The following is a 23,148-nucleotide window of genomic DNA, read 5'->3' as shown; positions in this document are numbered from 1 at the left end:
CTCCTTCATTATCCTTTGACTCCGCCTACTGTCAGGCCGGAGATAAAGTACTTTTGGAAAAACAAGAAAATGATAATCACCGGCAAAATGGCAAATACTGAGCCGGATATGAGCATGTCATAGTTGTTTCCGTAAGGGCTAAGCAAGCTGGACAGCCCGATTGGAAGCGTAAACATTTCTTTCGACCGAAGCACAATCAAGGGCCATAAGAAGTTGTTCCAGCTGTTTAAAGACTGGAGAATAATCATCGCTCCGAATGCCGGTTTCATCAGAGGCGCCATAATTCTGAAAAAAATGCCAAATTCCGTACATCCGTCCATCCTTGCTGAATCCAGCAGATCTTTCGGAAGGCCGAGTGCATATTGCCGGAAAAAGAAAACAGCTACCGGCGAAACGATAAACGGCAAAATGACACCCGTATACGAATCGATCAAATGCAGTCCGACTGTAAGCTTAAACAACGGGAGCATCATCACTTCCAGCGGAACCATCATAATAATCAGCACAAGAACAAAGATGATATTTCTGCCTTTAAATTCATAAACCGCTAGCCCGTATCCGATCATCGACGAGAAAAACAGAGTAAGCACTGTCGTTAATAGACCGAGCACAAGGCTGTTAAAAAACCATTTAAAATAAATGCTGCCGCCGTTAAACAAAAATGTATAGTTATCAAGACTCATCACTTTTGGATCAATGTCAACATTCAGCCCCACCCGCAAAAGCTCAGATGACGGCTTTAATGATCCTAAAAGCAGACAGAAAATCGGGAAAATATACAACAGGCTCAGCATGATAAAAAATAAAGTAAGCGCGATTCTGTACACCCGAAACTGAGGACTGTGCTGCAACATTTACCCCTCCCCCTTAAACGAGCCTGACAGTTTTAATGAAATCAGGCTGACAACAAGTATGACAATCAAAAGGACAATGCCGATGGCCGCCCCGTATCCCATTTCATTGTAAGCAAGGCCCTGCTGATACAAATATCCGACAAGCGTCAGGCCGATATTACCCGGGGAATTATTTTGCCAAAGGACGTAGCTTTCCTCAAACATCCTGAACCCTCCAATGATGCTGATGGTTAAAACGTAGACGGATACAGGCTTCAGAAACGGCAGCGTAATGTGCATAAATTTTTTCATCGTATTTGCTCCGTCAATATCAGCGGCTTCGTACAGCTCTTTCGGCACATTTTGCAGTCCGGCCAAAAAGTAAAGGATGTTAATTCCCATCCATCTCCACGAAGCAAGCAGCACCATCAAAAACATGCCGGTATGTTCATTGTTCATCCAGTTCTGCGGTGAAAAGCCGAGTTTCAATAAAATCGAATTGGCTAAAGATGTTTCCATCTCTCCAAAAATCAGCCGGAAAATGATTCCAGCCACAATGGTAGAAGTCAGTGCAGGTATAAATAACGCTGATTTGAAAATGTTTCTGAATTTGACCAGTTTCGAATTCAAGAATATGGCTAACAGCAATGGAACTGGAATCAGCACAATCAGCGTCCAAAACGTATATTCCAGCGTATTAAAAAGGGCGGTATAAAACGTCGGGTTGTTAAGAGCGGTGTAATTGGATAACCCGACAAACGTCACCTCTCCAGGCAATATTCTTTGAAAGCTCATGATGAAGACACTAATGATGGGGTATAGAAAAAAAACAAGAAAGGATAAAACAAATGGCGCTGTAAACAGATAAGGCGCCGCTTTTTTCGAATAAAAAATACCTCGCCAGCCTGATTCTTTCGCAGCCGAAGGAACGGGATGAGCCGTTCCCGTTTTCACAGGTTTCATGAGAACCTCCCCGCTTTCACTTTTTGAATGGGATTCTATTTCTGTTTCAGTTCACCTGCCGCTCTGTCCAAGGCTTGTTTTGGCGTCTTTTGCTGAGATTTGAGCGCGTCGAATAATACGCTTCTGTTGACAAGGTCTGAAGCCTTGGCAAAATCCTCATGTAAATAAATCGGATTGATTTCATCCTTGATATCGAGCAGCACAGAAAAAATGCCTGTTCCGTTTTGGAAGTAATCCGTGTATTGGTTTTTCTCTTTCAATTCCTTGGAGCTCCAGACATCCCAGCGAAGCGGATCGAACCCGAGCACACTCCAAAGCTTTTTGTTTCCTTCTTCAGAACCCTTCGCAAAGGCGAGAAACTCTTTCGCTAATTCGACATGTTTGGCCTGCTTTGGCACAACGGTGGCTGTGCCGCCCAAACCTGCTGAACGGTCGCCTCCTTCTTTCCATGCCGGAAGCGGCCGAATGGCAATCTTCCCTTTCAGATCAGGCATATAATCTATGAATCTTCCCATATACCAAATCGGCATCAGAACAGAAGCCGCTCCGCCTTGGTTCATAAAACCGTAATATTCTTCACTGTGATGCCCGCCGCCTGGTGCAGCGATCATTGTTTTATCATTAATCAGGTCTTTTAAATACTGAAGCGTTTTTACGTTGGTGTCATTATTCAGGATCAGCTTTCCGTTTTTATCAAAATACCCTGAGTTTTGCTGTGAAATCATAGATAAAAATGTTGCTGAATCATTTGTTTCCACTGTTCCCATTGGCTTTCCGGTCGCTTTGCGCACTTTCTGTCCGGCTTTGCGGTAATCATCCCATGTTTTCATATCATCCGGGTTGATGCCGGCTTTTTTCATAATATCCATGTTATAGAACATAACTGTCGTTCCTACATGAGTATCCAGTCCGTATAGCTTGCCGTTTTTGCTGTACAGCGTAAGACGCGCCTCTACGAATTTATCCCGGTCTTTTTCAATAAGCGGGGACAAATCGGCAAGCGGTACATCGGTGCCCTTCAGAAAGTTTGAAAACCGGGCCAATTCTACATCTGCAATGTCAGGCACGCCTTCCCCGGCGATTAAGGAAATCGACAGATTATCGTGCATTTGGCCATACGGATAGACGACCGTATTCAGTTTAATTTGACGGTCAGGATATTTCTTGTTCCACTCTTTCACCATTTCCACATAAAACTGCTCATGAAGTCCGTTAAATGTCCAAAAAGTCAGCTCCGTTTCACCCGGTTTACCGGATGACCGTTCCGCTGAACACCCAGCGATAAATAATGTCAAAACCATCATGAGCGCAAGAAAACAGACAGTCATCTTTTTCATCTATGTTACCCCTTCCATTCGAGGTGCGGGCTATTCATAAAGACCATGATTGACAAGCGTTTTGTTTTCATTGATGAGTCTTAATCCGGTGCAGCGGTCTCTTAAGGTGTGTGCGTGTCTGAAGGCATTTTTGACGGAATCCTGCCCGACACCGATTTCGTCAAAATACGCGGGGCCTCCGGCAGATTTCAGCCAGCCGGCCAGCTTTTTTCCTTCCGGCAGCGTTTCATAAGCCGATTGAATGACTTCCCGCTGACGCGGAGAAAATTCGTTCAGCCCTTCGGCTTGGATCAGCTTTCTGTACGTGTCAGTCAATAAAACGGCCGCACAGCCCACTTTTGCCCCATGGAGAATCTGAGGCCGTTTTTTCTCCATTAATTCCATCTCAATCCAATGGGAAATATGATGCTCCCCTCCTGAAGCAGGACGGGAATGATCCAAAGCCAGCATGACAAGTCCTGATACAATCAAGGACTCCATCAGGACCCGGATGCCCGTTTCCGTTTTCATCGCAATGTCTTCAGCATGTTCGATACAGGCATCAAGTGCTTCTTGTACGAGCTTTGCGCCTGTTGATGAATATGGCTCACCAGCGAGATGATGAGAAATGTTCCAATCAGCCAGAGACGTCATTTTGCCTAGCATATCCCCAAATCCAGCCGCCACCATAGGCTGCGGCGCCGATTTTAAGATGTCAAGATCAGCGAACAGCGCGGACGGGGCCTTCGTTTGGATGGTGGTTTTCGTACCGTATAAAATAATGGGCGCACCGGCTGATGTAAATCCGTCAACGGATGGGGCGGTCGGATAAGAAATAAACGGCAGCCCCCTCTGGAAGGCGGCAAAACGCACAATATCATGGATAGTCCCCGAACCGACTGCGATCATGATATCTGTTGATTTTTTCGTATGGACCAGCACATGAATGAGTGACCGTTCATCTGCCGCCACATCTCCCGCTTCATTTTCCGGAATGATCAGACACTCCGCCTGAAGCCCTTCCTTTATCAAGCGATCTTCTAACTCGATCCCCGCTATACGGTGCGTATTCCGATCACAGACAAGGACGATACGCTGATCATTCTTTCTTTTTACATAATCCAACAACCGATCGGCTGCTTGTTTTTCTAGAATAATTTCTTCTACTTCTACAGGAAATGTCATCTCCCCCGCGTGTTCAAAAGCACGCTGAACGTCAGCTGCGATATGATTCATAGCAGAATCCCCTCCTCAGCCAGTTTGGTTACATCCTTAATCGACTCCAGTACATAATCCGGCGTATACAAACGCTGTTCACCCGGTTTCGCTGAACCAGTCAGCACTAAAGCGCTCTTCATGCCATACAGCTTTCCCGTTGCGATATCAGATTCAATGCTGTCCCCTATAATCATACATTCATGTGCAGAAAGCCCCAGCGCAGTACAGGCAGCCTCCGCCATCAGCCACGACGGCTTTCCGACGACAAGCTCCGTCTTCGCCTGAGCAGAAGCTTCTATCGCCCCAATCATTCCAGCGACGTCGATGGCATTCCCGTCCTCATTAGGAAAATAGCGGTCTTTGTTCGTGGCAATTATACGAGCGCCTGCGGCGGCCGCTTTAAAGGCTTGATTCAAGTCTTCGTAGGTGAGTGTTTCATGAAGCGAGATGACAAGCCAATCCGCCTCCTTCGGTTCATCTGCTGTCTGGACGCCTGCCAGCCTCAGTTCGTCAATCAAGCCCTGTTCTCCAAGCACCCATACCTTTGAAAAACGATAGTTCCTTTTTAAAAAGGCTGCTGTCACACTTGATGACAGGACAATTTCGTTTACATCTGCATCTATTCCGGCACCAAGCAGTTTTTTTCTGCACATGGCACGGGAGATATTTCCCCGGTTGCTCAAAAAGACGATTTTCTTTCCCATATTTCGAAGTGTACTGATGGCTTCTCTTGCTCCATCGATCAGTTCGTTTCCTCTGAATACGGTACCGTCCAAGTCAATCAGAAAACCGGCCGGTGATACTGCGGGATTATGACTGGCCATAATACGCATTTGCTCCGTGTTTTCGATAAAAGTGCTTTTCGTGGAGAACAGTATTGATCGGGTTGACATTCTTGTTCAGCATCATAGAGTGATACGCCATTTCCGCAACCGTTTCTAACACCACCGCGTTATGAATGGCGTTTAAGGCATCTGTGCCCCAGCAGAACGGGCCGTGGTTATTAACGAGCACGCCCGGCACCTGCTCGTATTTATGATGCTGAAAGGTCTCCGCGATCACTTTGCCTGTATTCAGTTCGTAGTCATGAATGATTTCTTCATCGTACATTTCACGTGTACACGGAATCGCACTGTCGAAATAATCGGCATGTGTCGTGCCTAAAGGGGGTATGTCCCTTCCGGCTTGCGCCCAGCTTGTCGCCCATTGAGAATGGGTATGGACAATCCCGCCGATATTTGGAAACGCGTTATACAAATAAACATGAGTGGGTGTATCAGAAGAAGGTTTGAGCGAGCCTTCTACGACCTCACCTTCCAAATTCAAAACAACCAAGTCATCGGCTGTCAGCTCGCTGTATTCGACTCCGCTCGGTTTAATGACGATTAACTCTTTTTCACGGTCAATACCGCTCACATTTCCCCACGTAAAGGTCACCAGCTGATGCTCTTGAAGCTTCAGGTTGGCAGCCAGCACCTCTTTTTTTAACGTTTCAAGCATGCTCATCACCCTTTATGAATTCTTTTGTGCGGCAGATGAAAATTGAAGATTTTTTATCGTTTTCAGACGCTTCATGACATGATTCTCTTTTCCGAAATATTGAACAAGCTCTTTATATTCAGCGTATAGCTTTTCATATACGGAGGCATGCTCAGCATTTGGCGTATATGAATTATCTTTCAGTTTCCCCATGTACGCCGCTGCCTCTGTGACATCATCATAGCCGCCGTTTTCTTTACCGGCCGCAAGCGCGCCGAAAATGGCAGATCCTAAGGCAGGGGCTTGCGGTGAACCTGAGATTTTAATATCCATGTTTGTGACATCCGCATAAATCTGCATGACAAACGGGTTTTTCTCAGCAATACCGCCAGCTGCGTAAAGTTCTTCAATTGGCACTCCGCTTTCTCTAAATGTTTCAATAATCATCCTTGTGCCGTATGCTGTTGCTTCAACTAACGCACGGTAAAGCTCTTCGGGTTTCGTCAGCAGCGTCATGCCAAGCAGCATCCCCGTTAGATCAGCATCAACAAGGGTTGAACGGTTTCCATTCCACCAATCCAGGGCAAGGAGGCCGCTCTCCCCCGGTGCTTGCATGTTTGCCTTCTCGCTCAGCAGCTCGTGAATGCTGACATTTTTTTTCTCCGCTTCGTCTTTATAGGCTTGCGGGACACACGTTTTCACGAACCATTCAAAATGATCGCCCACACAGGACTGTCCGGCTTCATACCCCGCAAATCCCGGAAGGATGCCGTTGTCCACAACCCCGCACATGCCGGGCACAATGTTTACCTCGTCTCCTAAGAGTACGTGGCATGTTGAGGTTCCCATAATCATCAGCATTTTTCCTGGTTCTGTGATACCGACAGCCGGAACAGAAACATGAGCGTCAACATTCGCAACAGCAACTGCTGTGCCCGGAAGGAGACCGGTCAGCTGTGCCATTTTTTCCGTCAGCCCGCCTGCTTTTTCCCCTACTGAGTGAATCGATCCCGCTAACTTATCTTTTGTAATCGTTTTCATTGCAGGGTGAAGTTTTTCAAAGAAATTCTCTGAAGGATATCCCGCTTTTTCACTCCAAATCGCTTTATAACCAGCTGTGCAGTTGCTTCGCTTCAGCGAGCCGCACAGCTGATACACGATCCAGTCAGCTGCTTCGATCATCCGATCAGCTGCTTCATAAATGTGCGGCGCTTCTTCGGCAATCTGCATCACCTTCGGAATCATCCATTCTGATGAAATCTTTCCTCCGTAGCGCTGTAAAAAAGCTTCTCCTTCTTCTTCGGCGATTTGATTGAGCCGATCAGCATGCTTTTGGGCGGCATGATGCTTCCAAAGCTTCACATAGCTGTGCGGCTCCTCTTCAAATTCCGGCAGCATACATAATGGCTGTCCTTCACTGTCGACAGGCAAGATCGTACATGCCGTAAAATCAATTCCGATCCCGATGATCTCTTTTGGATCAACACCAGTCTGTTCAAGTAATGATGGAATCGTTGTTTCCAAGACTTCCAGATAATCTGCCGGATGCTGAAGCGCCCAGTCCCGCGGCAGCTTTTGACCCGTTTTGGGAAGGACGGTATCAATGACGGCGTGTGGATATTCTTTGACAGCCGCCGCCAGCTCTTCTCCAGTTTTGACGTGAACGAGCACCGCTCTTCCTGATAATGTTCCGAAATCAACACCTATTGTGTAAGCCAAGTGACATCCTCCTCTCTACTTTTGAAGCCTGTAAAGCGCCTCGTTCCATTTCAATTCATGTTTCAGCTTGTGAATCGATGTATCGTGAGAAATCAAGATACTTTCAACCCCCGCCATTTCCGCCCAATCCATCAATTGCTCCGCTGTCAATTCGTAAGACAAGCAGGTATGGTGTGCGCCGCCGGCTAAAATCCATGCCTCTGCCGCTGTTTTTAATGAAGGCTCAGGCTTCCAGAGAACGCGGGCGACAGGCAGATTCGGCATATCTTTCTCGATTTCCTGTCCGTTTACCTCATTGAGCACGAGACGGAAACGCCCTCCGATATCAACCAGACTCGCTTGAATGGCTGATCCGCTGATGCCATTGAATACAAACCGCGCCGGGTCACCTTTGCCTCCGATAGACAGCGGATGTACTTCAATTTTCGGCTGATCCAAAGCAACTGTCGGGCACACCTCAAGCATGTGTGAGCCAAGAATCATTTCATTTTCAGGTTCAAAATGGTACGTATAGTCTTCCATGAAGGACGTTCTTTTACCTTCAGCCATGATTTTCATCATCCGGACGAGAGCAGCCGTCTTCCAATCACCTTCTCCGGCGAACCCGTAGCCTTTTTCCATCAGCCTCTGAACGGCCAGCCCAGGCAGCTGTTTCATTCCGTGCAGCACTTCAAATGAAGTCGTAAAAGCCGTGTATCCGCCTTGTTCAAGAAAAGCGGTTAGACCAAGTTCAATTTTCGCCTGTTCTTTAATGGACGCTATCTTTGCTTCGTCTCGTTTCGTTTCCTCGCTGATGACATAAAGCTTGTCATACTCTGCATAAAGTGTTTCGACCTCATCGTCAGAAATTCCATTCATCACTTCGACAAGATCCCCGATGCCATAGCCGTCAACCTGCCAGCCGAACTGGATATGCGCTCCCACCTTGTCTCCGTCCGTTACTGCAACATGGCGCATGTTATCTCCGAATCTGGCAACCTTGATATGTCTGCTTTCATTTAACGCAGCCGCCGTATTCATCCACTGAGAAATTTCTTTCTTTACCTCTTCATCATCCCAATAGCCCGCGACAACTTTACGGCTCAGCCCCATACGGGAATTGATGTACCCGTACTCGCGGTCGCCATGTGCGGATTGGTTGCTGTTCATAAAATCCATGTCAATCGTACCCCATGGAATATCGCGATTATATTGAGTATGCAGATGCATAAGCGGTTTTTGATAAGAGGAAAGGCCTTCTATCCACATTTTTGCAGGAGAAAATGTGTGCATCCATGTAATAATACCGGCGCATGTCTCACTGTACTCCGCTTCTCTTAACAGCTGTCTGATGGTTTCCGAGGAAGTTACAACAGGTTTATGCTTAATTTTATATCTGGAAGAAATGCCGCTAAGCCCCTCACAAATGCTTTTTGCATGCTGGTCTACCAGCTGCAGCGTTTCTTCTCCGTATAGATGCTGGCTTCCTGTTACAAACCAGAATTCATAATCTCTTGTCTGAAGCATGTTAACTGCCCCTTTCTTATAAAATAAAACGCTTCCAATTCTAAATTGATAGATACGTACTAATAAACAAAAACTAGTGAATTATCATTAATTTGTACGAACAACTTCATTATAGTAATTCAGTAGGATACTGTCAATCTTTTCTTTTTAAAAAAAGCCAGGTATTCACCCGGCTTATCAGTTTAATAGGACGGCCAGCCCGAACTCCAATTCAAATCATTGATTAGTAGCTTGGGAATGCCGTTATCTTTCGCGTCATAGGCATGGCGCACAAGTATGTTTCCATTTACAATATCCTGACCTCCAGGCCCTTTCCATTGATCATTGCCGGAATCTAAGATGGTGCCCCCTCCTTCCAGCATGCTTTTTCCGCTTTTATCAAGATAAGGCCCTGTTATGCTTTTAGATCTCCCATAAGCAATTTTGTACGTACTATTTACCCCGTCACAGCATTTATCAAATGAAACCATTAAATAGTAGTAACCATTTTGATACGTGAGGGTAGGAGCCTCCAGCGCTCCGCTATTACTCGGTCTCGACGCAATGGAATAAAGCGATCCGGTAGGCTTCATCGTGTTCTTATCCAGCTTGGTCAACTTGATTCCGCTCCAAAATGAGCCGAACGCAAGCCACGGATTGCCATCCTTGTCAAAGGTGAGTTCCGGGTCGATGGCGTTATAATTATCGGAGCTCGTCGACCGGATCACCAGGCCTTCGTCTTTCCAGCTTCCCGAGCTGATGCTTGTTGAAGAAGCAAGGCCTATGGCAGAGACATTTTTTCCGAAAGAAGAAACTGAATAATACAGCCAGTACTTTCCGTTATAATATTGAATGTCCGGTGCCCACTGGTTTTGGCCGTAATTCGGCACATAAGTGGACCACCATGATAAAGGTGTGCTGAAAATCGATTTTTGCACGGTCCAATTTTTAGCATCCGACGATTTGAGAACCCGCAATCCCCTTTCTTCCGTAAGGCCTGTTCCAAACGCGTACCACGAGCTTCCCTCTTTGATCATCGTTGGATCATGAAGCAGTTCATTAGATGCTCCCCAAAATGCAGCGGATGCCGGAGAAGCGGAAGTCAATAACAAACCCGCCGTCAGAGCAGCACTCGAAAAGTGAAAGAACCGTTTCCATGCTTTTTTCTTTTTCAATTTTTTCAAACCTCCCTTATTTTAGAAAGCGCTTACAAATTGTGAAATTGAATCCTCCTTTCCTTACAAATGAGCTGCTTCTCGTACGTGATCAGATTCAGGAATTTTTCGGTATCTCCTTTATTGTAGTCACTCCGCCAAAATTTGTACAGACAAAAAAATAGAATCCGCCTTGTGAGGCGGATTCTTCCGTATCTTTATTGGTACGTAATATCGTCAACCGTTTGCCGGTCTAACTTCTTAATGACTTCGGTGATTAATTTTACCGCGTTTTCATAATCGTCACGATGCAGCATGGCAGCGTGCGTATGAATGTATCGTGTTGCAATGGTAATGGACAGCGCCGGAACACCGTTTGCCGTCAAATGAATGGACCCGGAATCAGTTCCTCCGCCGGCGATCGCATCAAATTGATATGGAATGCCTGCTTCTTCTGCTGTATTGACAACTAAGTCACGAAGCCCTTTGTGGGAGACCATAGATGCATCGTACAGAATAATCTGCGGCCCTTCTCCCATTTTGCTTTGCGCTTCCTTCTCAGAAATCCCTGGTGTATCTCCGGCTATTCCTACATCCACACCGAAAGCAATATCAGGCTGTATCGTGTGCGCAGAAGTCTTCGCTCCTCTTAGGCCGACCTCTTCCTGTACAGTTCCAACACCATACACAACGTTTGGATGATCTGTGTCTTTTAAATTCCTCAAAACATCAATGGCGATCGCACAGCCGATACGGTTGTCCCACGCCTTTGCTAAAAGAAATTTTTCATTGTTCATGACCGTGAATTCAAAATGCGGAACGATCATATCACCTGGGAGTACGCCCCATTCCAATGCTTCCTCACGGCTTGAAGCTCCGATATCAACGAACATCTCTTTGATATCGACCGGTTTTTTTCTCGCTTCAGCAGATAAAATGTGCGGTGGCTTAGATCCGATAACACCTGTGACCTCTCCCTTTTTCGTCACGATGGTGACACGCTGAGCCAGCATGACTTGAGACCACCAGCCGCCGACAGTTTGAAAACGGATAAAGCCTTTATCGGTGATTTGTGTCACCATAAAGCCGACTTCGTCCAAATGCCCGGCAATCATAATTTTCGGGCCGTTTTCCGCACCTGTTTTTTTCGCAATTAAACTGCCAAGCCGGTCAGTTGTCACTTCATCAGCAAATGGTTCTATGTATGATTTCATCACTTGCCTTACTTCTCTTTCATTTCCCGGAATGCCTTTTGCATCAGTTAATTCCTTCAGCATGGTTAACGTTTCATCCAATTTTGCCATGATTCCAAAAACCTCCTTCATCTGTCCTGCATTATTATTATACAAAACCTGACGGTAACCATACGACTATTTCACTTAAAAAGCGGGTATATCTTTTTTAACAAACTTCTTTTAGAAAAAGTGAAACCTTTTTCTATGCTCTACGTATTACATCAGATCATCACAATGAGGGAGGTGCCTTCACACAATGTTTATCATGGTTCTCCGGATTTTATTGCTTGCTCTATTTGCTTACTGTATTTATGCCTTGGTCAAATATGTCGCAAATCCAAAGAGAAGACTGAAGCTGGCCCAATCAAAAGAACTTTTTTATATTATCGATGAACAGAACAATACCCGAAAGAACTTTCAATTGACGTATAAAGGCGTGCTTTTTGAAGGAGAAAAGCATATTCCTTCCAAGGATCATCCGTTGTTCATCCACACCATCTTTGTATGGACGGAGTCTCCTGAGAAGCTAAAAAACTTTTCCGCAAAAGATTTTGAGAATATTGAAGAAAAAGTACTGGAACGATATCCGGATTGTAAAATTGACTGGGATCTGCCCATTAAACTTGCAAAAAAAGCAGAAGAGCGGTAAACGCTTTTCTGCTTTTTTATAAATCAAACGGACTGTAATAGATGCCGATCAACACCGCTTCAATCACCAAGAGAAACGGCACACCGTATTGAAATGATGCGTGCTTCGTTTTATGTCTGAAGGTCTGCATGCCGAGCCAGACACCAAGCGCTCCAAACACGATGGCGATCAGCCACAGCCGGTTTTCAGAAATTCTCCATTTGTGGCGCTGCGCTCTTCGTTTATCTGCGCCCATCACCCAAAAACCGCACAGATTGATCAGAACTAGATATACAGCAATTATCATGTTGCCTCATCCTTTATATAAAAAAGCCGCTCTCTAAGAGCGGCTCTATATCATTATTTGTTTAATTGAGCTTTAGCAGCATCAGCAAGCTGATTGAATGCAGTAAGATCGTTTACAGCAAGATCAGCAAGCATTTTACGGTTTACTTCGATACCAGAAAGCTTAAGACCGTGCATTAAACGGCTGTAAGAAAGACCGTTCATGCGAGCAGCTGCGTTGATACGAGTGATCCAAAGCTTACGGAAATCACGTTTTTTCTGACGACGGTCACGGAAAGCATAGTTTCCAGATTTCATGACCTGCTGGTTAGCTACTTTGTATAATGTATGTTTTGAACCGAAATAACCTTTTGCTAATTTAAGAACCTTTTTACGACGCTTACGTGTAACAGTTCCGCCTTTTACTCTTGGCATTAAATTTCCCTCCTAATTGTTCCTTGTCCGATTACTTGATGTTAGCAAGCATTTGTTTGATACGTTTGAAGTCTCCTGCGCTTACAACAGCACTCTTGCGAAGCTTACGCTTTTGCTTTTGAGATTTGTTGGCGAATAAGTGACTTGTGTATGCATGAGAACGTTTTAACTTCCCAGAACCTGTCTTTTTAAAACGTTTAGCAGATCCGCGGTGAGTTTTCATTTTTGGCATGGGATTTCCTCCTTATTGCTTTTCGTTTTTCGGCGCGAGCATTAAGAACATGCTGCGGCCGTCCATTTTTGGTTTTGTTTCGACTGTCGCAACCTCAGCACATGCTTCAGAAAAACGGTCTAGTACACGCTGGCCGATTTCTTTATGAGTGATTGCGCGTCCTTTAAAGCGGATAGAAGCTTTCACTTTATCGCCTTTTTCAAGAAATTTAATCGCATTGCGCAACTTCGTGTTAAAGTCGTGCTCATCGATTGTCGGGCTTAATCTAACTTCTTTTAAGTTAATGATTTTTTGATTTTTGCGTGCTTCTTTGTCCTTTTTCTGCTGCTCGAATCTGAACTTTCCGTAGTCCATGATGCGGCAGACAGGCGGTTTTGCATTTGCTGCAACTAACACAAGGTCAAGATTTGCGCGGCCGGCTATTTCAAGTGCTTCCTGACGGGACTTGATTCCAAGCTGGTCGCCATTTTGTCCGATTAAGCGGACCTCACGTGCACGGATACCCTCATTAACCAATTGATCTTTGCTAATAATGAGCCACCTCCATAGTTTCTTCGAATTGATTCACAACTCTTTTGACTGCATTCTGCAGGCAAACAAAAAGTGCGGGCATTATAAAACACCCACACTACGAACATCTGTATCAATAAAAATGTACGGTCAACCTGCCAACTACATGAATGTGTCAATCAGGTGAGAAGCGGGTGCTTCTGCTTGTGATTTATATTCAATTCAATAACTATTCTACACAATGCCGGATGTTTAGTCAAGGATGACTTATCCGGAACAACTTTCTCATTGTAACATGGGTTATTTATGAGTGCAAGAGAGAAAAAGAAAATCTTTTATTCTTATCCAGAATGCAAGGTTCTGAACCCTCCAGCCAATCATGAAGGATTTTGTTAAAACAGCATCGGCTGAGCCAGCCAGCGGCGCTCCATGCCGATCCCTGGAAACATAACGGTTCTCGAATTTTCATTCATCTTTGCGATTTTAGCTGCCGATGCTTTCCTTTCATCACTTTTCTTTCTTTTTCCCCGACTGGCACCAGCAGGCTGGCACTGGTTTGTCTGAGCGAATCGGGTATCGTACATGTCATATTAGTATTTGATAAAGCGTACCTGCACTCATTTGACTGCTTACTTTATAGTATGTTTCGAATCGGCTGGCATGAAGATAAAGCATTTTTGTCTGAGTCTGGAAAAGATCAAAACGGCGCCACAAATGTTGAAAATGGCTGATTTGATCTTCCCGCATCCAGCCGCTGACACCCCCGCCATAAATAAAAATCAGGAGTTGCGGATGCTCTGCACCAGATTCTGTTATATGAAGATCAATATACTACCCCATCCTTCTCCTTATTTCGCAGTTTACCAAAAACCACATATAGGAAAAAATGCAAAACAAAGTGAACCTCACACTAAAAAAGCCGATATAAGAACGAGAAGGGAGTCTGACACATGAACAAACTGATACAGCTTACTCTATTTTTAACATTGATAGTAACCGGCTGCTCCAATAGCAACAGCATATCTTCAGAGCCAAAAGAAGAGACTGTTATCACAGCCGCAGCGTTTCATGAAAACAAGCTGGAGAAAGAGCTGAAAAACCTAAAACCCGTTTCATTGAAAATGGTGAATCCGCTCGCAACTGAATTAGGAAAGGTGAAGGCGAAGGAAGAAGCAGAGAAACAAAGGCAAATCGCTGCAGCGAAAAAACGTGAAAAAGAGCAGAGAGCGAAACGAAAGAAACAACAGGAGGAAGAAGCGGAACGGCAACGATTGGCACGGGCTGCAGCAGAGAGACAGCGATTAGCGGAAGCAGAAAGGCAAGCTGAGCTTGAAAGGCAGCGTCAGGCAGCACTCCAAAAACAGCAGGAAGCGAACGCCGAAAAAAAACGGCAAGCGCAGGCACAGCGTCAGCAGAATGAGGCATCCTCATCTAACAGCCAAAATGCGCCATCTTCACCGAGCCAGACAGATGATGCCATTCAACAGCCGGCTTCAGAGCTTCCTGATGACGACGGCTATGGTTATGAAGAACGAAAAAAGTGGCATGACGATCAAGTGGAATGGGGCATTAAACAGGGATATATCGATCCGGAAGACGCACCATAAAATAGAAAAAGCCAAGGGTTCAGCCTTGGCTTAACCTCCGATCAGCTGCACGAACACAGGAATGACCAGAACCGTTACGACCCCGACAACGACAACAGCGATACTTGCCATCGCGGCTTCGACTTCACCCATCTCGATCCCGACAGCTACACCGAGTGCGTGTCCGGACGTTCCGAGAGCCAACCCTTTCGAAATGGGATTCTTCACTTTAAATACTTTTAAGAACAAAGCGCCGAGCGCATACACAATGACGGCGTTAAAGATAACAGCAAAAGCTGTGATATCGCTGATGCCGCCAATATCTTTTGATAAAGGAAGCGCAATCGCCGTTGTTGCCGCCTGCGGAAGCATACTTTTCATAACAGCCTCATCAAGGTGAATCCCTTTTGCAAGCAAATAGACAATCGTGACAGAGCAGATAGAGCCTACGATAATGGAGGACATAATTTGCCACCAGTATTTTTTCAGTTTATCTCTTTGTTTGTACAATGGAATGGCAAAGGCAATCGTCGCGGGTTCCAAGAAAAACTTAATGATTTCTCCCCCGTTATTATAGTCAGCGTAAGAGAAACCGCCGATTTTCAAGAATGCAATTCCAAGCACCATCGCAACAAACAATGGAGTGAAAAGGAAGAACCCTTTTGTTTTTTTAAATAAAAAGGTGCCGATGCCGAAAGCGGCCAGTGATACGACAATTCCGAAATAAGGACTCATTGTGCTTTCCATTTCATGAACCTCCTGTTTCTTTTAATGATGAACAAGTTCGTTTTTCTTCTGCGGCGGCTGCACTGTTTTTGCTTTTATGTCATCGGCAGTCTTGCGTTTTCCGCTCAATGTAAGAATAAGCTGAGAAAACAATCCTGTTGCCCCCAATAAAATAATCGTTGCGAGAAGAATGACAAGGACGATTTGCAGGCCGTATTGCTGCATCACACCAAGAGAATTCATAACAGATATACCTGATGGAACAAATAAAAATCCAATCAATGAGGTTAAAGACGCTCCGAGCGTTTCTACTTGTTCCAGTTTAATCACTTTCAAACATAATAGGAGAAATAATAAGACCAAACCTACAACTGACGCCGGTATAGGAATTGGGACAAAAGCGGCAATCATATTGGAAACCATCATAATGACGGCAAAAATAAATGCTTGTGTTAAAAATCCGTACACTTTTTTAGCACTCATTTTCTTCACCTCTTTCTCTTTTGTACCCTCATTATAAATAAGAATTTCTCTCTATTAAGCGCTTACATGATAACTTGCCGAATATTTAAGGTGAGTTGCAGCATAAAAAGGATGAAATACAAAAAGCCGCCCGTCAAATATGGAGCAGCTTTTTTAATTCCTTGGCATATGTCCGGCTGACCGGTATTTTCGATCCGTCTTTCATGATCAGGTTATAGGTGGAATTAAACCAAGGCTGTATCTCTTTGATGTACTCAGTATTAACGACAAAGCTTCGATGGACGCGGAGAAAATCAGGTTCCGGAAGCTTTTTTTCAATGACAACGAGCGTATCATTGACAGAATAAGAAGCATCAAAGGTTTTTACATTGACATGGCCACCTTCGGTTCCCGCAAAGATTATATCCTTCGTATCCACAATCACAATCGATTCACCGACAGATAAGGCTAATTTATGCTGGCTGGCATGGCTGGTCTGTTCTGGTTCAGCAATCTCCCGCTTTACCTTTTTATACTTTTTCATTGTTTGCCGAACCCTTTCTTCATCGAAAGGTTTGGTTAAGTAATCGAGAGCGTCCACTTCAAAAGCTTTAAGTGCATACTGGTCATAGGCCGTCGCGAACACAACCGCCGGTGGATGCTTCATATTCTTCAATCGTTTTGCGATATCAAAGCCATTCTCACCGGATAAGTCAACGTCTAAAAACAGCAAATCAGGCTTTTCATCCATCATTTGGTCAAACGCTGATTCAATATTTTCCGCTTCATTGATTTCCAATTCCTCATTTGTCCTTTTAAGCAAATAGGCCAGTTCATCTCTTGCCAGAATCTCATCATCAACTATTAACACCCTGAGCATGTTCTTCTCCCTCTTTCATTTGTTGCATAGGTACTTGAAAGGAAACCTCTGTCCCTTTATGTACCTCACTCTTGATATGTAATGCAGCCTGCTGCCCGAATAAACCGATCAGCCGCTGATTCAGATTATAAAGCGCAGTCCCTGTTCCTTCCTTAGAAGGCAGCGGTTTATTCCCCAATTCCGGCAAGACGTCCGGCGGAATTCCGCGCCCATTGTCCGTGACCTTCATATAGACGGATGACTCGTCAGATAAGACACAAACCGTTACCTTGCACATGTCTTGTTTTTTTGGAAATGCGTGCCGTAATGCGTTTTCAACAAGCACCTGCAAGACAAACGGAGGAATCTCAATTTGTTCCAGCCTGCTGTCAATATCAAGCTCAATCTTATATTTCCCGGGAAAACGCGCCTGTTCTAATGACAGATAGGCTTGAAGATGGTTCAGCTCCTTTGAAAGCGGGATCAGCAGCTGTCTTGCTCCCTGGAGATTAGAACGAAAGTACACGCTAAGCTGCAGCAAAAGCTTACGGGTTTTTTCAACATCTGTCCGGCATAAAGCAGAAATCGTATTGATGGCATTAAATAAAAAATGCGGGTTAACCTGTGCTTGAAGCGCTTTGATTTCCGCATCCTTCAGAAGCTTGCTTTGCAGCTCGGCTTCACCGAGCTCAAGCTGTGTCGAAAACAGCATGGCCAGCCCCTCGGCAAGCTCTTCCTCTACCTGACTGAGGCCGGCCGGGCTTTTAAAATACATTTTTAACGTTCCGATTGTGTTGCCGTTTGATGTCAAAGGCAGTACAATCGCCGCGTGCAAAGGGCATTCCGAATGGGTGCATTCAATCTCTTCCTGTGAAGTAGCCTTCATGATACGCCCTGTTTTAATTACCTTTTTAGACAGGCCTGTGATCAGGCTTTTAGATGGGATATGATGGTCCATTCCCGCGCCGACATGCGCAAGTATTTTCTCATTGTCCGTCAGAGATACCGCATCCGTTCCGGTCATCTTATGGATGATGGCCGCTACACTTTTACAAGAGCTTTCATTTAACCCTTGACGGAAAAAAGGAAGCGTCTGATCGGCAATGGTCAGCACCCTGTGCGTTTCAAGCGCCCTTGCCTGTTCTTCCTTGCGAATAATGGCTTGAATAATCGACAGGAAAATAAAGCTGCCTGTTCCGTTAATGAGGATCATCGGAATCCCGATCATGCTGACAAGCTCCCAAGCATCATTGAACGGCTTTGCCATCAGCAAAATAATGACCATTTGCAAGGTCTCCATACCGATCCCGACGAGGGCTGCGATACGCGGTGTCGGCATTCGATAGCGCTTCGTAAAATACCTGCCGATCCACCCCGCAAGAAACCCTGCTAAAACGGATGAGACCGCACAGCTTAAAGCCGTGCTGCCGCCGAGCGAAAAACGATGAAGGCCTGCTAATAAACCGATTCCCGCTCCTACAAACGGCCCGCCCAAAAGCCCGCCTATTTCAACGCCCAAAATACGGGTATTGGCAATAGAGCCCGACGGATCTATTGTAAACACCCAATCATTATTCACAATCATATGTTTTTGAATTTCGATGCCGGTGTAATTGCTGATGATGCTGAAAAGAGAAAAAATAGAAATCAATACGACTTTTCCTTTGTAGCCCTCCGGATTTTGAAGAGCCTGTCTGAAAAGTTTAGTGTGGGCCAGAATAAATCCCAATATAACGATAATCCCTACCCTTTCCAGCATCATGATCATTAATTGAATCATCTGTGTCACCTGTTCTTTCCCATTTCATTTTATCATTTTTCGGCAAACCGTTTTATGGCTGACTGTTTTTTTAAAATCGTCTGAAAACATATTTCACAAGACTTTTATCTATTGTAGAATAAACATGAGCCTTTTGGCAGAAAGAATTGAATCTGAAGCAGAGGAGAAGATCATGAAAGCCGTATTTTTTGATTTAGACGATACACTACTTTGGGATGAGAAAAGCGTCAGAACAACATTTGCAGAAACATGTTTACAGGCCGAGAAAAAATATGGTCTTGACCCTGAGGAATTCGAAGCAGCTGTTCGGGAAGCGGCGAGAGAATTGTACATGTCTTACGAGACATACCCTTATACGGTGATGATCGGCATTAACCCATTTGAAGGGCTGTGGTCGAATTTCTCCGAGCCGATCAGTGAAGGGTTTCAGAAGCTGAATAAGATTGTGCCGGAGTACAGACGAAACGCATGGACAAACGGCCTGAAAGCGCTTGGTGTCGACGATCCGGCATATGGTGAATATTTGGGAGAGTTTTTTGCAGCGGAACGCCGAAAACGCCCGTTTGTTTACGATGAAACATTTGATGTGCTTGATCAATTAAAAGGAAAGTACGAGTTGTTGCTTTTGACTAACGGCGATCCGAGTCTGCAAAAGGAGAAGCTCGCCGGCGTGCCTGAGCTCGCCCCTTATTTCAATGAAATTGTCATCTCAGGCGCTTTTGGCAAAGGGAAACCTGATGCTTCTATTTTCGAGCATTGCCTGCAGCTGATGAAGATCCAGAAAGAGGATGCCATCATGGTCGGCGATAACCTGAATACAGACATTTTAGGCGCTTCCAGAGCCGGTATCAAAACCGTATGGATCAACCGGACGGATAAGAAAAATGAAACAGAAGTGACGCCTGATCACATCATCAGCAGCCTTCATGATTTGTTTCCTATTTTAGAACATAAATAAAAAAGCATGATCTCTTACATGAGATCATGCTTTTTTGTATTATTTCTTCGCTTCAGCTACAGCCTTTTTCACAAAATCATCAAGTGAAATGGTTTCAGACTTCTGCTCTCCGTATTTACGGACGTTTACCGCACCGTTTTCTGCTTCTTGGTCACCGACCACAAGCATGTACGGAATTTTTTGCATTTGCGCTTCGCGAATTTTGTAGCCAATTTTTTCATCACGGCTGTCGACTTCTACACGCAGGCCTTCACGCTGCAGGCGCTCTTGTACTTGCTTCGCATAATCCAAATGCACAGCCGGAGAAACCGGGATGACTTGGAACTGAACCGGTGCAAGCCATGTTGGAAGTGCGCCTTTATGCTCTTCGATTAGGAATGCAACAAAGCGTTCCATTGTTGATACCACACCTCTGTGAATAACAACCGGACGATGCTGCTTGCCGTCTTCACCGATATATGTCAGATCGAAGCGTTCAGGCAGCAAGAAGTCCAGCTGAACAGTAGACAATGTTTCTTCCTTGCCGATCGCTGTTTTCACCTGAACATCAAGTTTAGGGCCGTAGAATGCAGCTTCGCCTTCTGCTTCGTAATAGTCATGGCCAATTTCGTCCATTGCCGCTTTCAGCATAGATTGCGCTTTGTTCCACATTTCATCGTCATCAAAGTATTTCTCTGTGTCTTCCGGATCACGATAAGACAGACGGAATGTGTAATCGTGCAAGCCGAAATCTTCATATACGTCCTGAATCAAACGAACTGTCCGGATAAACTCATCCTTAATCTGATCCGGGCGGACAAAGATGTGGGCATCATTCAGTGTCATGCCGCGCACCCGCTGAAGACCTGACAGCGCACCTGACATTTCGTAGCGGTGCATTGTGCCGAGTTCAGCGATACGAATCGGAAGCTCACGGTAGCTATGAATATCGTTTTTATAAATCATCATATGGTGCGGGCAGTTCATCGGACGGAGCACAAGTGTTTCATTATCCATTTCCATCGGAGGGAACATACCTTCTTGATAATGATCCCAGTGTCCTGATGTTTCATACAGCTCTTTGCTTCCAAGCACTGGTGTATAGACGTGTTCATAGCCGAGGCTGATTTCTTTATCGACAATATAGCGCTCGATCGTGCGGCGGATTGTCGCGCCTTTTGGCAGCCAAAGCGGCAGACCTTGTCCGACTTTTTGAGAATTCGCAAACAGCTTTAATTCTTTGCCAAGTTTTCTGTGGTCACGCTCTTTTGCTTCTTCAAGCATGCGAAGATGCTCGTCAAGATCAGCTTTTTTGAAGAAAGCTGTTCCGTATACACGCTGAAGCATTTGATTATTGCTGTCACCGCGCCAATATGCACCTGCAAGGCTTAACAGCTTAAACTCTTTAATTTTTCCTGTTGATGGAACGTGTACGCCGCGGCACAGGTCAAAGAATTCGCCCTGCTCGTAAATCGATACGGTTTCTCCCTCAGGAATCGCATCCAGCAGTTCAAGCTTCAGGTCATCGCCGATTTCTGCAAAGCGGGCTTTCGCTTCTTCACGGCTGACTTCTTTTCGAACGATCGGAAGGTTCGCATTGACGATTTTTTTCATTTCTTTCTCGATTTTCGGCAGATCCTCCGGCGTAATCGCTTCTTCCATTTCTACATCATAGTAAAAACCGTTTTCGATAACCGGACCGACACCGAATTTCACGTCTTTGTAAATGCGTTTAATCGCTTGTGCCAGCAAGTGAGCCGTACTGTGGCGCATAATCTCAAGACCCTCTTCTGATCCTTCAGTAATGATTTCCACAGTGCCGTCTTCGTTGATCGGCGTTTTCAAATCGATTTCTTTTCCGTTCAGTTTTCCGGCTAATGATTTCTTTTTTAATCCCGGACTGATGGATGCCGCGATATCTTCTGTTGTTGTTCCTTTCGCAAACTCCTTGACTGCTCCATCAGGAAATGTGATTTTTACCATATCTGACATCATTGTCACTCCTTTTTTTGCATATAAAAACCCCGCCCCCTATGAAAGGGACGAGGTTGAATAAACGGAATCGTGGTTCCACCCTTTTTTCCGCAAGCCAATACACCGGCATCTGCGGCTCTAAACTCTGTAACGGGAGTTCCCGTCAGCTATTACTGTTCCTTATAAAGGGGGTTCACAGCTGAGGTTCAAAGGCGGTAAAGCGAATGGTCCTTAGCTGGGAAGCTTGCAGCCGTGACTTCCCTCTCTTTAAGCCGGTATCATTCCTTCATGTCCTTATCAGTACGTGTGTCAATCTTAATCTCCTATGTATTATAAATTGTTCGTTCCAAAAAATCAACACGATTGTATTTCCTTTTTTTCAAGCGGCAGCCTTAAGTTTACAGGCTGCCGGCACTTATCCCTCTGAGTGCTTGACCGGTGTTTCAGCGTTTGAAAACGCGTGAAGCGGAAGCATTTGCACACGCTCTTGAAATACGTTTTGAATCGTCCTTACCATCATATGCTCGGGCTGGTCTGTATAGAGAATCACCTCATCAGGCGCGATGGAGACCAGCGGTGCAAGCAAATGGGAGTCAATGTACATGGGATGATCCCGGACAAATCGCCTGTCTATGTATTTCATTTTTTCCCGTTCCGGCACATAGCGCATCTCCCACAGTGTAAATGAACCATCATGGACAATGTGCACCTTTTTGATTCGCGGCGGTTTAGCCATTACATAATCTCTGAGTGTCTGAATAAAGTTTTGGTACTCCTGCTCCATCTTATATTCGTCTATTGCCGCTTCCACAGTTTCTCTAAGCTGTTCGTAGTACTGTCCGAGGCGAAAGGTCTGAAAGGAACGAATTGAAAATACCCCGTCCTCTAAACAAATCGTTTGGAGCTCATCTAAAATACACTGCTTGCGCGGCGGCTTCATCGGTTCAAACGGAAGAACATCAGCTTCTCCTTCTATAATACTGTGTGCGAGCTGAAGGATTTGCTGCTGCTCATCCTGGTCCGTGAAACAATACGTCTCTTCAATCAACGACAGCATATGCTCGTCTTCTTTGCAATCTAAAAAAAACTTGACCAGAATCGGCTCCATAAAACCCTGAATAGAGAAAGCCGGCTCAGCTTTTTCAATCCCGATTTTTCGTATGCCTTCACGGACAATGATGTTTTTCCGATCGTCCGAATGCTGAATGAGATGTAAAAAAGCGGCTGTATCATGGTCATCTTCAAAGATTATTTCAAGCATGTTTGTCCCCCCTTACGGCATCTGTTACAAGTATATGGGGGATGTTTTTAAAATAGACGTAAAGGTCACCG

Annotated in this window: 23 protein-coding genes and 1 other annotated feature; of the genes, 3 read left to right on the top strand and 20 right to left on the bottom strand. The window is 45.1% G+C overall.

Annotated features, from left to right (window positions below):
* Positions 1–8 precede the first annotated feature (8 nt).
* The 10 genes from araQ to ACQVGS_RS06755 all read right to left on the bottom strand — a co-directional run bounded on the left by araQ (position 9) and on the right by ACQVGS_RS06755 (position 11,471).
* Positions 9–854 (bottom strand): arabinooligosaccharides ABC transporter permease AraQ, encoded by an 846-nt coding sequence (araQ, locus tag ACQVGS_RS06800; RefSeq protein WP_044153972.1) that lies wholly within the window; start codon positions 852–854, stop codon positions 9–11.
* A complete protein-coding gene (gene araP, locus ACQVGS_RS06795; protein ID WP_010335239.1) occupies positions 855–1,796 on the bottom strand; it encodes an arabinooligosaccharides ABC transporter permease AraP in 942 nt (313 codons plus the stop codon).
* A gap of 35 nt (positions 1,797–1,831) precedes the next feature.
* Positions 1,832–3,133: an arabinooligosaccharides ABC transporter substrate-binding protein AraN gene (gene araN, locus ACQVGS_RS06790; RefSeq protein WP_127696667.1), complete on the bottom strand. Its 1,302-nt coding sequence runs from the start codon at positions 3,131–3,133 to the stop codon at positions 1,832–1,834.
* Positions 3,134–3,163: 30 nt separating this feature from the next.
* Complete coding sequence (gene egsA, locus ACQVGS_RS06785; protein WP_263463209.1) at positions 3,164–4,348, bottom strand: sn-glycerol-1-phosphate dehydrogenase; 1,185 nt, start codon at positions 4,346–4,348, stop codon at positions 3,164–3,166.
* On the bottom strand, positions 4,345–5,163 hold the full coding sequence (gene araL, locus ACQVGS_RS06780) for a sugar-phosphatase AraL (protein ID WP_101860150.1): 819 nt from the start codon (positions 5,161–5,163) through the stop codon (positions 4,345–4,347). The genes egsA and araL overlap by 4 nt, the downstream gene beginning before the upstream one ends.
* The gene (gene araD, locus ACQVGS_RS06775) at positions 5,141–5,830 is read right to left on the bottom strand and encodes an L-ribulose-5-phosphate 4-epimerase (RefSeq protein ID WP_024122427.1); all 690 of its coding nucleotides are present in this window, start codon (positions 5,828–5,830) and stop codon (positions 5,141–5,143) included. Before araD ends, araL begins: the two co-directional genes overlap by 23 nt.
* A 12-nt stretch (positions 5,831–5,842) precedes the next feature.
* Positions 5,843–7,528, bottom strand: a complete 1,686-nt coding sequence (gene araB / locus ACQVGS_RS06770; protein WP_491831251.1) for a ribulokinase — start codon at positions 7,526–7,528, stop codon at positions 5,843–5,845.
* Positions 7,529–7,543: 15 nt separating this feature from the next.
* The gene (gene araA / locus ACQVGS_RS06765; RefSeq protein ID WP_188323203.1) at positions 7,544–9,034 is read right to left on the bottom strand and encodes an L-arabinose isomerase; all 1,491 of its coding nucleotides are present in this window, start codon (positions 9,032–9,034) and stop codon (positions 7,544–7,546) included.
* Between the two features lie 182 nt (positions 9,035–9,216).
* Complete coding sequence (gene abnA / locus ACQVGS_RS06760) at positions 9,217–10,188, bottom strand: arabinan endo-1,5-alpha-L-arabinosidase AbnA (protein ID WP_101860147.1); 972 nt, start codon at positions 10,186–10,188, stop codon at positions 9,217–9,219.
* Between the two features lie 197 nt (positions 10,189–10,385).
* Positions 10,386–11,471: a M42 family metallopeptidase gene (locus tag ACQVGS_RS06755; RefSeq protein ID WP_024122431.1), complete on the bottom strand. Its 1,086-nt coding sequence runs from the start codon at positions 11,469–11,471 to the stop codon at positions 10,386–10,388.
* A gap of 187 nt (positions 11,472–11,658) precedes the next feature.
* Between ACQVGS_RS06755 and ysdB the strand changes: the two genes are divergently transcribed.
* Positions 11,659–12,051: a sigma W pathway protein YsdB gene (gene ysdB / locus ACQVGS_RS06750; RefSeq protein WP_024122432.1), complete on the top strand. Its 393-nt coding sequence runs from the start codon at positions 11,659–11,661 to the stop codon at positions 12,049–12,051.
* 16 nt (positions 12,052–12,067) lie between these two features.
* Here ysdB and ACQVGS_RS06745 read toward each other — a convergent pair whose 3' ends face one another.
* Genes ACQVGS_RS06745 through infC form a run of 4 tightly spaced genes read right to left on the bottom strand, consistent with a single transcriptional unit; the run spans position 12,068 to position 13,516 of the window.
* Positions 12,068–12,337 (bottom strand): DUF1294 domain-containing protein, encoded by a 270-nt coding sequence (locus ACQVGS_RS06745; RefSeq protein WP_024122433.1) that lies wholly within the window; start codon positions 12,335–12,337, stop codon positions 12,068–12,070.
* Between the two features lie 53 nt (positions 12,338–12,390).
* On the bottom strand, positions 12,391–12,750 hold the full coding sequence (rplT, locus tag ACQVGS_RS06740) for a 50S ribosomal protein L20 (protein WP_003222420.1): 360 nt from the start codon (positions 12,748–12,750) through the stop codon (positions 12,391–12,393).
* A 31-nt stretch (positions 12,751–12,781) separates the two neighbouring features.
* Complete coding sequence (gene rpmI, locus ACQVGS_RS06735; protein WP_003222418.1) at positions 12,782–12,982, bottom strand: 50S ribosomal protein L35; 201 nt, start codon at positions 12,980–12,982, stop codon at positions 12,782–12,784.
* A 12-nt stretch (positions 12,983–12,994) separates the two neighbouring features.
* Positions 12,995–13,516 carry a translation initiation factor IF-3 gene (infC, locus tag ACQVGS_RS06730; RefSeq protein ID WP_071543361.1) on the bottom strand — a complete coding sequence of 174 codons (522 nt, stop codon included), beginning with the start codon at positions 13,514–13,516 and terminating at the stop codon, positions 12,995–12,997.
* 57 nt (positions 13,517–13,573) lie between these two features.
* Positions 13,574–13,704, bottom strand: a sequence feature (ribosomal protein L20 leader region).
* 738 nt (positions 13,705–14,442) lie between these two features.
* Between infC and ACQVGS_RS06725 the strand changes: the two genes are divergently transcribed.
* Positions 14,443–15,099, top strand: coding sequence for a hypothetical protein (locus ACQVGS_RS06725; RefSeq protein ID WP_316961084.1), 657 nt, complete (start codon positions 14,443–14,445; stop codon positions 15,097–15,099).
* 30 nt (positions 15,100–15,129) lie between these two features.
* Here the strand turns inward: ACQVGS_RS06725 and lrgB are convergent, their stop codons facing one another.
* From lrgB to lytS, 4 genes are all read right to left on the bottom strand, one after another.
* Positions 15,130–15,825 carry an antiholin-like protein LrgB gene (gene lrgB / locus ACQVGS_RS06720; protein ID WP_038954251.1) on the bottom strand — a complete coding sequence of 232 codons (696 nt, stop codon included), beginning with the start codon at positions 15,823–15,825 and terminating at the stop codon, positions 15,130–15,132.
* 21 nt (positions 15,826–15,846) lie between these two features.
* A complete protein-coding gene (gene lrgA, locus ACQVGS_RS06715; RefSeq protein ID WP_105990236.1) occupies positions 15,847–16,287 on the bottom strand; it encodes an antiholin-like murein hydrolase modulator LrgA in 441 nt (146 codons plus the stop codon).
* 133 nt (positions 16,288–16,420) lie between these two features.
* Positions 16,421–17,146, bottom strand: a complete 726-nt coding sequence (locus tag ACQVGS_RS06710) for a LytR/AlgR family response regulator transcription factor (RefSeq protein WP_127696659.1) — start codon at positions 17,144–17,146, stop codon at positions 16,421–16,423.
* On the bottom strand, positions 17,124–18,905 hold the full coding sequence (gene lytS, locus ACQVGS_RS06705; RefSeq protein WP_198098524.1) for a two-component system sensor histidine kinase LytS: 1,782 nt from the start codon (positions 18,903–18,905) through the stop codon (positions 17,124–17,126). The genes ACQVGS_RS06710 and lytS overlap by 23 nt, the downstream gene beginning before the upstream one ends.
* A gap of 172 nt (positions 18,906–19,077) precedes the next feature.
* Between lytS and ACQVGS_RS06700 the strand changes: the two genes are divergently transcribed.
* On the top strand, positions 19,078–19,863 hold the full coding sequence (locus ACQVGS_RS06700; protein WP_044153932.1) for an HAD family hydrolase: 786 nt from the start codon (positions 19,078–19,080) through the stop codon (positions 19,861–19,863).
* Between the two features lie 39 nt (positions 19,864–19,902).
* Here ACQVGS_RS06700 and thrS read toward each other — a convergent pair whose 3' ends face one another.
* Together thrS and ytxC are read right to left on the bottom strand one after the other, a co-directional pair.
* Positions 19,903–21,834, bottom strand: a complete 1,932-nt coding sequence (gene thrS, locus ACQVGS_RS06695) for a threonine--tRNA ligase (protein ID WP_010335257.1) — start codon at positions 21,832–21,834, stop codon at positions 19,903–19,905.
* Between the two features lie 397 nt (positions 21,835–22,231).
* Entirely contained in the window at positions 22,232–23,077 is an 846-nt protein-coding gene (gene ytxC, locus ACQVGS_RS06690; RefSeq protein ID WP_400153434.1) for a putative sporulation protein YtxC, read from the bottom strand.
* Positions 23,078–23,148 lie beyond the last annotated feature (71 nt).

It is taken from the genome of Bacillus sp. SD127, assembly GCF_058566445.1.
Note: the sequence above shows the minus strand (reverse complement) of the source record. Positions and strands in the feature narration are given on the sequence as shown.